Source organism: Thalassospira lucentensis (genome assembly GCF_001613805.1).
Classification (GTDB): Bacteria; Pseudomonadota; Alphaproteobacteria; order Rhodospirillales; family Thalassospiraceae; genus Thalassospira; species Thalassospira lucentensis_A.
Genome location: NZ_LPVY01000002.1, coordinates 160462 through 174757, shown reverse-complemented (window position 1 = coordinate 174757; position 14296 = coordinate 160462). Strand labels below are relative to the sequence as shown.

General features: G+C 55.0%; 14 protein-coding genes. 8 read left to right on the top strand and 6 right to left on the bottom strand.

From position 1 onward, the window contains the following. Positions 1–20: 20 nt before the first annotated feature. Positions 21–1193 (top strand): acetyl-CoA C-acetyltransferase, encoded by a 1173-nt coding sequence (locus AUP42_RS01200; protein ID WP_062948101.1) that lies wholly within the window; start codon positions 21–23, stop codon positions 1191–1193. A 248-nt stretch (positions 1194–1441) separates the two neighbouring features. Then, positions 1442–2164 (top strand): acetoacetyl-CoA reductase, encoded by a 723-nt coding sequence (gene phbB / locus AUP42_RS01195; protein ID WP_062948099.1) that lies wholly within the window; start codon positions 1442–1444, stop codon positions 2162–2164. Positions 2165–2232: 68 nt separating this feature from the next. Here the strand turns inward: phbB and AUP42_RS01190 are convergent, their stop codons facing one another. Next, positions 2233–2826 (bottom strand): cysteine hydrolase family protein, encoded by a 594-nt coding sequence (locus AUP42_RS01190; protein WP_062948097.1) that lies wholly within the window; start codon positions 2824–2826, stop codon positions 2233–2235. A 123-nt stretch (positions 2827–2949) separates the two neighbouring features. Between AUP42_RS01190 and AUP42_RS01185 the strand changes: the two genes are divergently transcribed. Together AUP42_RS01185 and AUP42_RS01180 are read left to right on the top strand one after the other, a co-directional pair. Continuing rightward, positions 2950–3819, top strand: a complete 870-nt coding sequence (locus AUP42_RS01185) for a LysR family transcriptional regulator (RefSeq protein ID WP_062948096.1) — start codon at positions 2950–2952, stop codon at positions 3817–3819. Between the two features lie 37 nt (positions 3820–3856). After that, positions 3857–4705, top strand: a complete 849-nt coding sequence (locus AUP42_RS01180; protein WP_231858128.1) for a class I SAM-dependent methyltransferase — start codon at positions 3857–3859, stop codon at positions 4703–4705. Positions 4706–4726: 21 nt separating this feature from the next. On the opposite strand, the gene AUP42_RS01175 is transcribed toward AUP42_RS01180, so the two are convergent. The 4 genes from AUP42_RS01175 to AUP42_RS01160 form a co-directional block, all read right to left on the bottom strand. Beyond that, a complete protein-coding gene (locus tag AUP42_RS01175; RefSeq protein WP_062948093.1) occupies positions 4727–5353 on the bottom strand; it encodes a nucleoside/nucleotide kinase family protein in 627 nt (208 codons plus the stop codon). A gap of 4 nt (positions 5354–5357) precedes the next feature. Further along, positions 5358–6146, bottom strand: coding sequence for an ATP-binding cassette domain-containing protein (locus AUP42_RS01170; RefSeq protein ID WP_062948091.1), 789 nt, complete (start codon positions 6144–6146; stop codon positions 5358–5360). After that, on the bottom strand, positions 6143–7225 hold the full coding sequence (locus tag AUP42_RS01165; RefSeq protein WP_062948089.1) for an ABC transporter permease: 1083 nt from the start codon (positions 7223–7225) through the stop codon (positions 6143–6145). The genes AUP42_RS01170 and AUP42_RS01165 overlap by 4 nt, the downstream gene beginning before the upstream one ends. 192 nt (positions 7226–7417) lie before the next feature. Then, positions 7418–8446, bottom strand: a complete 1029-nt coding sequence (locus AUP42_RS01160) for a sugar ABC transporter substrate-binding protein (RefSeq protein WP_062948087.1) — start codon at positions 8444–8446, stop codon at positions 7418–7420. Positions 8447–8676: 230 nt separating this feature from the next. On the opposite strand from AUP42_RS01160, the gene AUP42_RS01155 reads away from it, so the two are divergent. Then, positions 8677–9924, top strand: a complete 1248-nt coding sequence (locus AUP42_RS01155; RefSeq protein WP_156484549.1) for an ROK family transcriptional regulator — start codon at positions 8677–8679, stop codon at positions 9922–9924. A gap of 146 nt (positions 9925–10070) precedes the next feature. Next, complete coding sequence (locus AUP42_RS01150) at positions 10071–11495, top strand: mannose-1-phosphate guanylyltransferase/mannose-6-phosphate isomerase (protein ID WP_062948085.1); 1425 nt, start codon at positions 10071–10073, stop codon at positions 11493–11495. A 102-nt stretch (positions 11496–11597) separates the two neighbouring features. Here AUP42_RS01150 and gloB read toward each other — a convergent pair whose 3' ends face one another. After that, complete coding sequence (gene gloB, locus AUP42_RS01145; protein WP_062948083.1) at positions 11598–12368, bottom strand: hydroxyacylglutathione hydrolase; 771 nt, start codon at positions 12366–12368, stop codon at positions 11598–11600. A gap of 155 nt (positions 12369–12523) precedes the next feature. On the opposite strand from gloB, the gene AUP42_RS01140 reads away from it, so the two are divergent. Both AUP42_RS01140 and AUP42_RS01135 read left to right on the top strand, forming a co-directional pair. Further along, complete coding sequence (locus AUP42_RS01140; protein WP_231858115.1) at positions 12524–13345, top strand: methyltransferase domain-containing protein; 822 nt, start codon at positions 12524–12526, stop codon at positions 13343–13345. Between the two features lie 59 nt (positions 13346–13404). Continuing rightward, positions 13405–14217 (top strand): substrate-binding periplasmic protein, encoded by an 813-nt coding sequence (locus AUP42_RS01135; protein WP_062948080.1) that lies wholly within the window; start codon positions 13405–13407, stop codon positions 14215–14217. Positions 14218–14296: the final 79 nt, after the last annotated feature.

Sequence of the window (14296 nt, the reverse complement as noted above, 5' to 3'; positions counted from 1 at the left end):
AGATATAATCGGAGGGTTTCATGACAGACGTCGTAATTGTGGGTGCAGCACGCACACCGATCGGCGCTTTTAGCGGTTCGCTGGCCAACACCCCAGCACACGAGCTTGGCGCTGTTGCCATCAAGGCGGCTCTGGAACGTTCCGGTGTCGAGGCGGATGCCGTAAACGAGGTCATTTTCGGTCAGGTCCTGACTGGTGGGGCCGGACAGAACCCGGCACGCCAAGCGGCCATCGCGGCGGGTATCCCCGATAGCGCAACCGCCTTTGTCATCAACCAGGTTTGTGGTTCGGGTCTTCGCACCGTTGCCCTTGCCGCCCAGCAGATCATGGCCGGTGACGCCAAAATCGTTGTCGCCGGTGGTCAGGAAAACATGTCCATGTCACCGCATGTCGCCAATCTGCGCGCCGGTCACAAGATGGGCGATGTCAAATTCATCGACAGCATGATCAAGGATGGCCTGTGGTGTGCTTTCAACGGCTATCACATGGGCAATACCGCGGAAAACATCGCCAATAAATGGCAGATCACCCGCGAAGATCAGGATGCCTTCGCGACCGCGTCCCAGAACAAGGCCGAAGCCGCCCAGAAAGCCGGTCGCTTCAATGATGAAATCGCCCCCGTCACCCTTTCCTCACGCAAGGGCGATGTGATCTTCGATGCCGATGAATATCCGCGCCACGGTGCTTCTATCGAAGGCATGGCAAAGCTCCGCCCGGCGTTTGACAAGGAAGGCACGGTAACCGCGGGTAACGCATCGGGCATCAATGATGGGGCCGCCGCCCTGATTGTCATGTCGGCCGATGAAGCCGCCAAACGCGGCCTGACGCCGCTTGCGACGATCAAAAGCTGGGCGACTGCCGGTGTTGATCCTGCCGTCATGGGCTCCGGCCCGATCCCGGCATCGCGCAAGGCTCTTGAAAAGGCTGGCTGGTCGGTTGGTGATCTTGACCTGATCGAAGCCAACGAAGCCTTTGCCGCACAGGCAATTGCGGTCAACCGCGACATGGGCTGGGATACCGATAAGGTCAATGTCAATGGCGGGGCGATCGCCCTTGGCCATCCGATCGGTGCATCAGGCGCACGCGTCTTTACCACCCTGCTTTACGAAATGCAGAAACGCGATGCCAAAAAGGGCCTTGCGACATTGTGCATTGGCGGCGGCATGGGGGTCGCACTGTGCGTCGAACGCTGATCGCTTCGAACCATCTGATTGGATGAAACGTGCAGGGCGGCCTCCTTTGGGGGCTGCCCTGTTTGTTTACCTGAGAATGCAGATGAAATTCGACCAAAGTTCACGCATTTCACGTGACATGGATGATGGAGAAGAAATAAAGTTACGTTTATAGTTCGTTTTATGGACTAAAGTTTCGCATGTCGTAGAAGGGCAAACTACGGGATACCGATACATGAATTCGATGACTGAAGTTTAGGGAGGCGACCATGACAAAAACAGCACTGGTAACCGGTGGTACACGCGGAATTGGCAGGGCAATCAGCCTGGCGCTTAAGGAAGCGGGCTATACGGTTGCGGCAAACTATGCCGGCAATGATGAAGCCGCGCGCGCCTTCACCGACGAAACCGGCATTGCGACCTTTAAATGGAGTGTCGCGGACGCGGATGCCTGTGCCGATGGCATCCGGCAGGTCGAATCCGAAGTCGGCCCTGTCGATTTCCTGATCAATAATGCCGGTATCACCCGTGATGGCTTCATGCACAAGATGTCCGTCGATCATTGGCAGGCAGTGATCGAAACCAACCTGAGTTCGCTGTTCTATATGACCAAGCCGGTTCTGGATGGCATGCGTGAACGCGGCTTTGGCCGGGTGGTCAATATCTCCTCGATCAATGGTCAGGCCGGTCAGCTTGGCCAGACCAACTATTCCGCGGCCAAGGCCGGGGTGCACGGCTTTACCAAGGCATTGGCACAGGAAGTCGCGCGCAAAGGTATTACGGTCAATACCATCGCGCCGGGTTACATCAATACCGACATGGTTGCCGCGGTTCCCGAAAAGGTTCTTGAAAGCATCATCGCGAAAATCCCGGTTGGCCGGCTGGGCGAGGCCGAGGAAATCGCACAGGCTGTCCTGTTCCTCTGTGGCCCGAATTCCGGCTTCATCACCGGTTCCTGCCTGTCGCTGAATGGCGGACAGCATATGTTCTGATCGCACTGCTTGCGTTCAAACTCATCAAAACACCCCGCAGATTGCTGCGGGGTGTTTTGCATTTATGATCAGGCGTTCAGAATGTCGTCGGTCGTTACAATCTTGGCAAACGCATCGGCCAGAATGGCCAGTTCGGCACGGTGCAATTCCGCCGCCGGGATAGAGGCGTGATCGGCGGTGGCGGGCAGGTCACGTGTGGTGACCGCATCCCCCGCGATGGTAACGTGCAATCCCTGTTCGTTGGCGGATCGTGCGGTGGTCGACACGCAGACATGTGTCATGAAACCGGCCAGCACCACATGTTTCAAACCGGCCAGATCAATCAGGTTGCGCAGATTGGTACCGCCAAAGGCATTGGGCACATTCTTCGTCAGAACCGGCTCGTCCTCATGGGGCGCAACTTCGTTCATGATCGCGGCATACGGACCTTCGGGATCAAACAATCCCTGTCCGTGATGCTGGACATGGATCAGGGTGCCGTTCTGCGCACGCCAATGGGCGATCAGGCGGGCAATGTTGTCCAGTGCCGGTTCAAGCTCCGATAGCTTCAACTGCCCGCTGCGATATTCTTCCTGGGCATCGATCACGATCAATGCTGCATCCCGGACCGATCCGGTCGGCAGTTCAACGCCAAGAATTTCAAAGATGGATTGTGTGCTCATGGTGGCTGTCCTTTCAAAGTCATTTGGATGGCCTGATCATGCATCTGCATGTTTGCAGTTTAAATCCGTCAATTTGCAGATATGATCTGCGTATATGCAGAAACCATAACCGGGTGACGATCCATGGATTGGGAAGCCTTACGGACATTCGCCGTCGTTTGCCGCGCAAATACCATGAGTGCCGCCGCACGCGAGCTTGGCGTGAACCAGACGACAATCGCGCGCCGCATTGCCCGTCTTGAAGAAGCCACCGGCTTTCCTGTCCTGCTGCGTCGGGATGGCCAGATGAGCCCGACATTGCGTGCGCAAAGCCTTCTGAAAACCGCAAGAGCGATGGAGGCCGAAGTCAGTACCTTGCTCGAAGCAAATGGCACTCTGTCGGAAAAGGCGGCCTGCCCGGAAATATCGGGTGTTGTTCGCGTTGCCGGGGTGGATGTGATTTTTGAAAACTGCATTGCCCCGCGTCTGGGGGAACTGACATCAAACCATCCATCCCTTTGCGTCGAACTGATTGGCGGTAACCGCAATCTAAGTCTGCCGCAACGCGAAACCGATATTGCGCTGCGTCTTGCCCGGCCACAAACCGGAGCATTTCACATCCGGAAAATCGGGGTGATGGAATATGGTATTTACGGTCCGGCCGGGATGGACGACCCGACCACTGCACCGTGGGTCGATCTTGACGATGCGTTTGCCGAAAAACCCGAACAGATATGGCTCAACCGCCATTTCCCCAATCGCCACACCATCAGTCGATCCAACCGCGGATCCATCATGGCGACGATGGCGTGTGCTGCCAATGCCTTTGCCCTGCTGCCACGATGCCTGGGCGATCGTATCCCGGGGCTTACGCGCAAACCCGATATCGACCCGGAGGGACGCGAAATCTGGCTCCTGATCCATCAGGATATGCGCCATGTGCCGCGTGTGCGGATTGTTGCCGAATGGGTGTCTGATGTGCTGATTGGCAGTGCGGCAATTAAATCCGTGTGATCCTGCACTGTTTGTTTGACAGTGCGCTGTCTTGGTTGTGACTATTGAAATATTACAACTTATGATATTATTGGGGCAAGCCATGGACGAGCACAAAAAATACACATCGGCCAACCGTGCCGCATGGGATGCCTCCGCACCGTTGCATGAAGTCGGTGAAACCTGGCAAAGGCTTTTAGCCGAGGTTGCGAAAGCCGATTTCTCGACATTTGACGAAACTTTGCGTCAGACGCTGGAAGGTGTCGGGGTCACAGGAAAACGCGTCGTACAGGTGTGCTGCAATAATGGTCGCGAAGTGTTGTCCTTGTCGGCCATGGGCGCAAAAACTGTACTTGGGATTGATCAATCCGATGCATTTCTCGCGCAAGCCCGAAAGCTGGCGCATCTGTCGGGACGGAAATGTGACTTCCTCTGTGCGGACATCTACGAATTGCCGGAAGACACACCGGGCGATTTTGACCTTGGTTTGATTACCATCGGCGTTCTGAACTGGATGCCGGACCTGAAACGTTTCTTCGATGCTGTCTCAGGGCTGCTGGCCCGGGATGGGATGCTCGTTATCTATGAAACTCACCCGTTTCTTGAAATGTTTGATCCGTCTGCTGCTGATCCGTTTTCACCGTCCCAGTCATATTTTGACCGTGGACCACACGCAAATGAAGATACCATCACCTATGACGGATCTGATGGCGGGCAGGGGCCGGTTTCATGGTGGTTTTCCTACACGATGGGCGAAATCGTGTCTGCGGCTGTTGCAGCCGGATTAAAGCTGGAATGTCTTAAAGAGTATCCGCATTCAAATCGGGAAACTGAATTTGATATCTATGAAGACAGGAAAGTCCAGATTCCGATGTGCTATACGCTGGTGTTGCGAAAAGAGCGGTAAATCTTGTTGATGGCACGATGATTACGCCGCGGTAATCGTGATATCGGCCAGGACGCTGCTTTTCTGAACGGTATGGGCGTTGGGGATGTCATTATCCGATGCTTTTTGCCGTGCCGATGGTTCGTCATGTCCGTGATCAAGCCACCGTTGCACAAGGCGCTTTTCCAGAATCGGAAGCGGTATGTCGATGAACAGGGTCAGGTCGAACAGGCCTGCCAACTGGTTCCAGGGCGACTGGCTGAGCAACAGATAATTGCCTTCGATCAGCACGATCCGATGGCTGCGTGAAACGCATCGCGCCGATCCGCGTGACAGTTCGAGATGTCTGTCAAACACCGGCACATAAACATCGTCAATGTCGTCGCGAATGGCATCAAGGGTGCGCTTGAACCCGCCGGTATCGAAGGTTTCCGGTGCCCCTTTGCGCGGGAGGAGGCCGCGTGCGGAAAGGATGGCATCATCGAAATGATACCCATCCATCGGCACGACAACAGCCCCGGCCTCATCACCCCCCAGATGGTGATGAAGCCGTTCGGACAAGGTTGACTTGCCCGAGGCTGGTGCCCCGGCGATCGCGACAAGGAGGCGACGATCGCCAATACGTTTGTCCCTGATCATCGCGGTCAGGGTCTCGATATCCGGTGTCATCCCGTCATGCCGCCGCCGATATTTCGGGTGGTTCCTTGGCGCCGGTCATGAAGGCAACCGCGTCAGACATGCTGTAATCATCTGGATTGATTGTACACAGGCGTTTGCCCAAACGGTGAACATGAATTCGATCCGCCACCTCGAACACATGCGGCATATTGTGCGAAATCAGCACAATCGGCATGCCGCGCGATTTTACATCGGCAATCAGTTCCAGTACCCGGCGGCTTTCCTTGACGCCCAATGCCGCGGTCGGTTCATCCATGATCACGACGCGCGATCCGAAGGCCGCGGCACGGGCAACCGCAACCCCCTGGCGCTGTCCGCCCGAAAGTGTTTCGACCGCCTGATTGATGTTCTGGATGGTCATCAGGCCAAGTTCGGAAAGCTTTTCACGCGCAATCCGCTGCATGCCCTTATGGTCCAGTGCGCCGAAATACTTGCCCATGAAACCCGGTTTGCGAAGCTCGCGGCCCATGAACATATTGTCCGCAATCGAAAGGGCAGGGGAAAGCGCAAGGTTCTGATAAACCGTCTCGATCCCGGCTTCGCGGGCTTCCATCGGTGATGAAAAACGCACCGGTTTGCCATCAAGCTCGATGGTGCCTTCATCAACCGTGATCGCGCCCGAAAGCGCTTTGATCAGGGATGATTTTCCCGCACCGTTATCGCCGATCACCGCAAGGACTTCACCGGGATAAAGGTCAAAATCCGCCTGATCCAGTGCGGTCACACGACCATAGCGTTTAACGATACCGCGTGCGCTCAAGACCGGCTTTTTATCCGTGCTCATGACGATACCTTTCTGATCCACTGGTCGATGGCAACGGCAATAATCGTCAGCCAGCCAATAGCAAACACCTGCCAAAGAACATCAACACCCACAAGCCGCAGCCCGGAATTGAACACGCCAACGATCAACGCCCCGATCAACGGGCCGATGATCGACCCGCGCCCGCCAAACAGCGAAATGCCGCCAATCACAACTGCGGTAATCGACTGCAGGTTTGCTTCCTGAAAACTTTGCGGCGATACCGAGCCAACGCGCCCGATCGATGCCCAGGCACCAATGCCACATACTAGCCCGGCCAGACCATAAACCATGATAAGCGTGCGGTTGGTGCGAATGCCTGAAAGCTCGGCGGCTTCCTTGTCATCGCCAATCGCATACACATGCCGACCCCAGCTTGTATGGTTCAGGATGTACCAAAGGACGGCGAAAATCACCAGCATCAGGATCGAGCCATAGGTGATCCGTGCCCCGCCAATCGCGATGCTTTCGCCAAAGAATTTCAAAAGCGGTGCGATTTCATCCAAGGTCTGGCTGCGGATCGACTGCGCACCTGAAAGCCAAAGGTTCAGCGCAAAGAAAATATTCCACGTGCCCAGCGTCACGATAAACGGCGGCAATTTGATCCGGGTGACCAGAAAACCGTTCAGCATACCGGCCAGAATACCACCAACAAACCCGATCAGGATCGCAAGCGGTGCCGGAACGCCAAGCGTAATCGCAAGCTGCCCCATAATGACCGACATCAGCACCATGATCGCACCGACCGAAAGATCAATCCCGGCAGTCAGGATCACAAGGCTTTGGGCCGCGGCCAGAATGCCGATGATCGAAACCTGCTGCACAATCAGCGACAGGTTGAACGGCGAAAAGAACTTCGATCCCGCCAGCGCCCCAAAAATGATAATCGAAATGACAAGGACAATGACGGGCACCATTGTCGGATTGCCATGCAGGAAATGCTGCGTGGCATCCAGAAAGTTCCGGCTTTTATGTTCGAACTGCGCAACCGCCTTGTCGCTGGCGTCAAGCGTCTGTTCGTATTCCTGTTTTGTACGAGATGTGCGAGCAGTTTCGCTCATCGCTTCCTCCCGGCCTGGTCGTGAATATCGGTTGCGAAAAGGCATGCGCAACGGCTCATCACATGCCCCCGCCAGTTCTGATGACCGGTTTGCATCGGGTAGGGGGCTGACCAAGTGTAACCTTTTTTGTGGGACAAGAGGGCGGCGTTTATGACCGCCCTCCTCGAATATCAGATCGTCACGCTAAGGGGCCTAGCCCCAGCAGCGTTTCATGCCTTCCTCGATATCAATCGACGGAACACCTTCTGCCGGATCACCTGTCACAAGGTTAACCCCGGTATCATAGAAGTTAAGACCTTCGGAATTGGCCGGTTTTTCACCGCTTTCGGCCCAGGACTTGATCGCCTCGATCCCCTTATAGGCCATATCAAGCGGATATTGCTGCGATGTTGCGCCAATCACGCCATCCTTGACGTTCAACACGCCCGGGCAACCACCATCGACCGACACGATCAGAACGCCTTCTTCCATGCCAAACGACTTCAGCGCCTCATAGGCACCGGCAGCGGCCGGTTCGTTGATGGTATAGACGACATTGATTTCGGAATCCTGCTGCAACAGGTTTTCCATCGCCTTGCGGCCGCCTTCCTCGTTACCGTTGGTGATGTCATGGCCGACAATACGGGGATCATCTTCATCACCGATTTTGTTCGGGTCTTTGATGTCGATGCCAAAACCTTTCATGAAGCCCTGATCGCGCAGAACATCAACCGATGGTGCACTTGGCGTCAGGTCAAGAAACGCGATTTTCGCATCCGAGGCCTCATCGCCAAGTTTGGCCGCGGCCCACTGACCAATTAGCTCACCGGCCTTGAAGTTATCGGTGGCAAAGGTTGCATCGGCCGAGTCAATCGGTTCAAGCGGTGTATCAAGGGCAATCACCAGCAACCCGGCATCGCGCGCCTTTTTGACAACCGGTACAATTGCCTTGGTGTCCGATGCGGTCAGAAGGATGCCCTTCGCACCCGATGCAATGCAGGATTCAATCGCCTGCACCTGGGTTTCATGGTCACCATCGATTTTACCGGCAAAAGTCGAAAGGTTGACACCATTGGCAACAGAGGCCGCCTGTGCGCCTTCTTTCATTTTCACGAAGAACGGGTTGATGTCGGTTTTGGTGATAAGGCAGGCACCGATTTCATCGGCTTTGGCCCCGTTGGGTGCAACGGTAAAGCCAAGCGCAAGCGCCCCAAGGGTGGCGCCAACAAGAGTCTTCTTCATCTGTTTCCTCCCAGGAATAACCTGATGTTCGGCCATTTTGGCCGGATTTGTTCATTTTGCGACAGGTGGAACGTATCGTTACGCACGTCTTTTGCGCCTGTCTGTTGCCTACGACACACCAAATGCGTGAAGCTGTCAATTAATAAATCCGATTGATTTATTAATTAATCCTGTCACTCTTATTAGCAATCGGGCAATAAAGGACCCGAGTGGGAGGACAACGGATACCAATGACAGCTTCACTGAGTACCAACCCGGATATCACCGGGGATGAGGGGCAGGGAGCGCGTCCGCTTCATCCGGGCGGGGGTGCGAACCAGTTGCGCGTGCGCGCCTATAATGAACGGCTGGTGCTGTCGCTGGTCCGCCGCAATGTCGGATTGTCCAAGGCCGATATTGCCCGTCTTTCCGGCCTGTCCGCCCAAACCGTCTCCGTGATCATGCGCGCCCTTGAAAAGGATGGATTGCTTAAACGTGGCGATCCGGTGCGCGGCAAGGTTGGCAAACCATCGATCCCGATGGCGCTTAACCCGGATGGTGTTTTTTCCTTCGGCCTTAAAATCGGACGCCGCAGTGCCGAACTGATCCTGATGGATTTTGTCGGCACGGTGCGGGCCAGCCTGAACGAAGCCTATAAATACCCGACCCCCGATGGCATCCGCAAATTCGTCCGCGCCTCGGTCGAACAATTGTCCGGCGGGCTATCCACTGCCCAGCGCCAACGCATCGCCGGGATCGGCATTGCCGCGCCGTTTGAATTATGGAACTGGGTCGAAGAAGTCGGCGCACCACCCGAAGATATGAGCGCTTGGCGCGAAGTCGATCTGATCGACACTATCGGCGAAATCGTGCCGTTTCCGGTCTTTCAGCAGAACGATGCGACGGCGGCCTGCGGGGCGGAACTGGTCTTTGGGGCGGGACCGAATTATTCCGACTTTGCCTATTTCTTTATCGGCTCTTTCATCGGCGGCGGGGTCGTTCTAAATCAGGCGCTTTATGCCGGTAAAACCGGCAATGCCGGGGCTTTTGGTTCCATGCCCGTGCCCTCGCGTTCCGGCCATCCCAGCCAGTTGATCGATCAGGCATCCATCTTCGTGCTCGAAGAAATGCTGACCCGCGAAGGCCGTGATCCCGCCCGTTTGTGGAAAGACCCCGATTACTGGCATCAGCTTGGCGCAACCCTTGATCTCTGGATTGATCACACCGCGCGCGGCCTTGCGATTGCCATTACCTCGGTCTGCTCGGTAATCGATTTCGAAGCCGTGATTGTCGATGGCGGCTTCCCCAAAGATGTCTGCGCCAAAATCGTCGATGCCACGCGCAAGGCAACGCTGAAACTCGACCTGCAGGGTATAGCCACCCCGCATATCGAACAGGGTGTCGTCGGCAGTGCCGCCCGCGCCATCGGTGCGGCCAGCCTGCCATTGTTTTCGCGCTATCTGCTTGATCAGAACGTCCTGTTCAAACAGATGGCCTGACTCTATGGGGCGGCTCTCCTTTAACGCCGAACCATAGTGATCCTTTCGTTGATTTGGGTTTTAAACTCCTTGGAACTGAAAGCTGTTTCCAACTATAACAGGGGCTATTGACTTTGGTTTGATAGCGTCTGGGAACGGTTCTTGAAATGACAGTAAAAGAAATAACACCTGTTGTGCTTTGCGGTGGTGCTGGAACGCGTTTGTGGCCACTGTCACGCAAGGGCTTTCCCAAGCAATTCATTCCTGTCTATCGTGGTAAATCCCTGCTTGAGCTTACCTTCGAACGATTGTCGTCGTTCGGTGGAATTCTGGCACTATCGGGTGAAGAACACCGTTTCTTCGTTGAAGAGGCCGCTGAAAAGTCTGAAGTAAACCTGACACAAATTCTCGAACCGGTTGCAAGAGACACGGCTCCCGCCATGGCGCTTGCTGCCTGTCATGCAAGGCAAGAAAATCCCGAAAGCATTTTGCTTTTCTGCCCGGCGGATCATTTTATTCCGGACAATGATCTTTTCCGTGAAATGGTGCTCGAAGCTGCGGATTACGCAAAGGATGGCAACATTGTTACTTTCGGCGTACATCCCGCATCACCAAGTACGGCTTACGGATATATCGAGACGGGTGACGAAGTAGGGCCGGGAGTCAGAAAATCTAAGAAATTTCTGGAAAAACCCGATCTCGAAACTGCGATGGCGTTTCTGTCTTCGGGAAAGCATCTTTGGAATGCCGGAATATTCCTTGTCCGTGCAGATGTTTTGGCTGATGCGATTGCGCGATTTGAACCTCAAACCTTTGATGCCTGCAGTGAAGCGATAGCATCCGCACAGAGAGACGGTCATTTCCTCCGCCCCGGTGGGAGATTCAAAGACTCCGTAGCAAAAAGCATCGACTATGCGGTCATGGAACGTGCTGAAAATGTTCTTGTCGCGCCATTCCAAGGCGTTTGGAGCGATGTCGGCAGCTGGAACGCAATGTCAGATCTGGGGACAAAGCTACCGAACGGAAACTGTGTTCTGGGCGTCGAAGAAAACGTCCGTATGATCAGCTCGGAAAACACGGTTGTTCATGGAACAGATCGCCGCCTGATCGTAACATTGGGGACGAAGGATCTGGTAGTGATTGATACGCCGGATGCGCTTTTGGTGAGTTCTTTGGCCGAGGTCGAAGCCATCAAAAATGTTGTCGGGGATCTGGTCGCGCAAAATCATGGGCAGGCCCTTGAACATCGGCGGGTTGCGCGTCCATGGGGTGATTATGATAGCATTGATCACAGTGATCGCTATCAGGTCAAACGGATCACGGTTAAACCCGGGGCCCAGCTTTCCCTGCAACGACATCACCATAGGGCCGAACACTGGATCGTCGTCAAAGGCAGTGCCTTGGTCACTTGTGATGACAAGAAGTTCCTGCTGGGCGAAAACCAGTCAACCTATATTCCGGTTGGCGCCGTGCACCGGATGGAAAACCCGGGGAAAATCCCGCTGGAGCTAATCGAAGTCCAATCGGGAAGCTATCTTGGTGAAGATGACATTGAGCGTATTGATGATGTTTATGGTCGTATTCCTGAATAAGCCTCGCTGAGCTGCTTTCTGTTATAGGATCGCAGGAATGGGAAATTGCCTTGGCGGCAATTTCCTTTTGCGACCTCAAGTGTGAGTATTGAGTGGATTGCTTTAAAAGCGATCCTTCCGCCCGCGGATTTCGGCAAAAATCTCGGCGGCAGTTGCCCCTTTCATACCAAGGTCGCGGGCGACCGATGCATGATCGGCGCGCAGGAACGGGTTGGTCGCCAGTTCCTTGTCCAGACGTGATGGAATGGTGGGGATACCGCGTGCGCGCAGATCGTCAATCTCCGCACAGCGCGCCTTAAGCGCGACATTTCCGGTTTCAATCGTTGCGGCAAACCGGGCATTGGACTGGGTATATTCATGCCCGCAATAGACCAGCGTCTCGCCTGGTAAATCGCGAAACTTTTGCAGCGATTGCCACATCTGATCAGGCGTTCCTTCAAACAACCGTCCGCAGCCCAGCGCAAATAAACTGTCGCCCGAAAACAGGGCCGATACCGCCGGGAAATAAAATGCGATATGGCCGCTGGTATGGCCCGGCACGTCAAACACCTGCCCGGAAAGCTTACCGATCATAACCGTATCACCTTCGGCAACTTTCTGATCCATGCCGGGAATGCGTGCCGTTTCTGCCCTGGGGCCAATAAGCTTTGCATTGTATTTGGTGATCAGCTCGCCATTGCCGCCGATATGATCATTGTGATGGTGGGTATTGATCACGATATCAAGCGACCAGCCGCGATCTTCAAGCGCGCTGATCACCGGGCCTGCTTCGCCGGGATCGACAATCGCCGTTGTGCCGGTTTCATGGCACCGCACGAGATAGGTGTAGTTATCGGAAAGACACGGAATGACAAAAACGTCGCCTGCGGACATGGCCGACCTCACATCTGTGAATGCTGTTTGCGGCTAGCCTAACAGGTTGCGGCTTCTTAAAACAATCACGCATCATGCAAAGTTTTTACGCTTCTATGAGGCTACGGGTACGTAAATAAGTTCCCGCCCGTATCACTCGATGCTAGGCTATTTTCATGCGTCAGGATGTTGTTGATCTTCACCGCTTTTATGCCGGAAGCCTCGGGCAGGCCGCCCGCCGTCTGATTCGGCGCCGTTTGCGCGTCATGTGGTCGGATGTGCGCGGCATGCGCGTGCTCGGTTTTGGTTATGCCACGCCCTATCTGCGCCCCTTCATGGGCGAGGCGGAACGCGTACTGGCTTTTATGCCTGCCCAGCAGGGATGCGTGCACTGGCCGGCCGATGATCCCAACCATGTTGCCCTGACCGAAGAAACCATGCTGCCGCTGCCTGACAGCTCGGTCGACCGCATCCTGCTGGTGCATCTGGTTGAACATTCCGATTCCATGCGCCGTCTGATGCGCGAATGCTGGCGGATTTTAACCCCCAATGGCCGGATCGTGGTGGTAACACCGAACCGAAGCTCGCTTTGGTCCTGGTCGGAAAATACACCCTTTGGCTTTGGCCATCCCTATAGTGTGTCGCAGCTTCAAAACCTGATGCGCGAAAATATGTTCCTGCCCGTGCAGCACAGCCGTGCATTGTTCCTGCCCCCGACCCAGCGACGGTTTCTGCTGCGCTGGTCGCAGGTATTTGAAAATGTCGGATCGCGTCTGTTCAAGGCATTTGCGGGTGTCTCGATTGTCGAAGCCGGCAAACAGCTTTACGCCAGCACCGGTACTCCGGCGCGCAAGCGCCGCCTTGTGCATATCCCGGTTTCCGTGCCACCCCTGCGCCCGGCCGATGGCAATCAAAGCCATCAGGGCAAGCTGCTGACATGCGAAAAACGCGCCGATGATCCAGCCGGGAAATCAGATTGCGCAGCTTCCGGGGATTGACCTTTGTTGCTGCAATCGCGAAATAACAGTCTTGGCGTTTGCTGGGAAAACAAGAAAAAATGCATAACGGGATTGGCAAAAGGGCAACGTGGCTTCGGGCTGCGCTGATATCGCTGTTATTGTGCGGTACTGCGTCGGCGAAGGAACCGATACGGATCGAACTGTTTGGCGAGGAAAACAATATCCCCTATGCCTATCTCGAAGATGGCGTTCAGCCCGCCGGAATTTATGTCCGCATCCTGCGCGAGGCATTCCGCAAACTGCCCGACTACCATGTAAGCTTTGCCGCCATGCCGTTCAAACGGGGCATGGATTTGTTGCAATCCGGGCAGATATTCGGATATTTCCCGCCCTATTATCGTGAAAGCCGCGACTGGATTGAACGCTATTCCGTGCCGATCCTTCAGGAAACGGTGGTTGCGATCTGCAATGACGACTATGTCCGAAGCCATCGGCTCGACCATTTCCCGCGCGATTTCAAAGGTGCCAGATTTGCCAATAATGCTGGCTACCGCATGGCCGGAGCCCCCTTTTTTGATATGGTCGAGAAGGGCGATATCGAACTTGAAGAAGGCAACACCACCGAGAGCAATCTGCGCTTTCTGATGGCCGGGCGGGTGGATTGTTATGTCAATGAACGGATGGCCATCCTGGCGGGCCTGCGTGAATTGCGCACGGACCCGGACATTGCGCGCAAATTCAACGAGGTCGCGATCATCGCGCGCGAATTCGGTTATGTCGCATTCGGCCCGGATCCCGATGGCAAATGGCCCTATCGCGATAAGTTCGCCAATGACCTTGACCGTGTATTGCTTGATATGAAGCAAAGCGGCGAAATCGACCGGCTGGTCACGGAATATTTCGCGTACTAGGCTTCCAATTCGGTTTCATTCATTGTCCCGGTTAGCGCCACGAAAAAGGCCGCCGGTTTCCCGACGGCCTTTGATTTTT

What these genes read in the sequence shown, in the direction of transcription:
- AUP42_RS01200 (WP_062948101.1), top strand. Translation starts at nt 21, where the DNA reads ATGACAGACGTCGTAATTGTGGGTGCAGCACGCACACCGATCGGCGCT.
- gloB (WP_062948083.1), bottom strand. Translation starts at nt 12,368, where the DNA reads ATGTCCGCAGGCGACGTTTTTGTCATTCCGTGTCTTTCCGATAACTAC.
- AUP42_RS01185 (WP_062948096.1), top strand. Translation starts at nt 2,950, where the DNA reads ATGGATTGGGAAGCCTTACGGACATTCGCCGTCGTTTGCCGCGCAAAT.
- AUP42_RS01190 (WP_062948097.1), bottom strand. Translation starts at nt 2,826, where the DNA reads ATGAGCACACAATCCATCTTTGAAATTCTTGGCGTTGAACTGCCGACC.
- AUP42_RS01165 (WP_062948089.1), bottom strand. Translation starts at nt 7,225, where the DNA reads ATGAGCGAAACTGCTCGCACATCTCGTACAAAACAGGAATACGAACAG.
- AUP42_RS01160 (WP_062948087.1), bottom strand. Translation starts at nt 8,446, where the DNA reads ATGAAGAAGACTCTTGTTGGCGCCACCCTTGGGGCGCTTGCGCTTGGC.
- AUP42_RS01175 (WP_062948093.1), bottom strand. Translation starts at nt 5,353, where the DNA reads ATGACACCGGATATCGAGACCCTGACCGCGATGATCAGGGACAAACGT.
- AUP42_RS01150 (WP_062948085.1), top strand. Translation starts at nt 10,071, where the DNA reads ATGACAGTAAAAGAAATAACACCTGTTGTGCTTTGCGGTGGTGCTGGA.
- AUP42_RS01170 (WP_062948091.1), bottom strand. Translation starts at nt 6,146, where the DNA reads ATGAGCACGGATAAAAAGCCGGTCTTGAGCGCACGCGGTATCGTTAAA.
- AUP42_RS01155 (WP_156484549.1), top strand. Translation starts at nt 8,677, where the DNA reads ATGACAGCTTCACTGAGTACCAACCCGGATATCACCGGGGATGAGGGG.
- AUP42_RS01135 (WP_062948080.1), top strand. Translation starts at nt 13,405, where the DNA reads ATGCATAACGGGATTGGCAAAAGGGCAACGTGGCTTCGGGCTGCGCTG.
- phbB (WP_062948099.1), top strand. Translation starts at nt 1,442, where the DNA reads ATGACAAAAACAGCACTGGTAACCGGTGGTACACGCGGAATTGGCAGG.
- AUP42_RS01140 (WP_231858115.1), top strand. Translation starts at nt 12,524, where the DNA reads ATGCGTCAGGATGTTGTTGATCTTCACCGCTTTTATGCCGGAAGCCTC.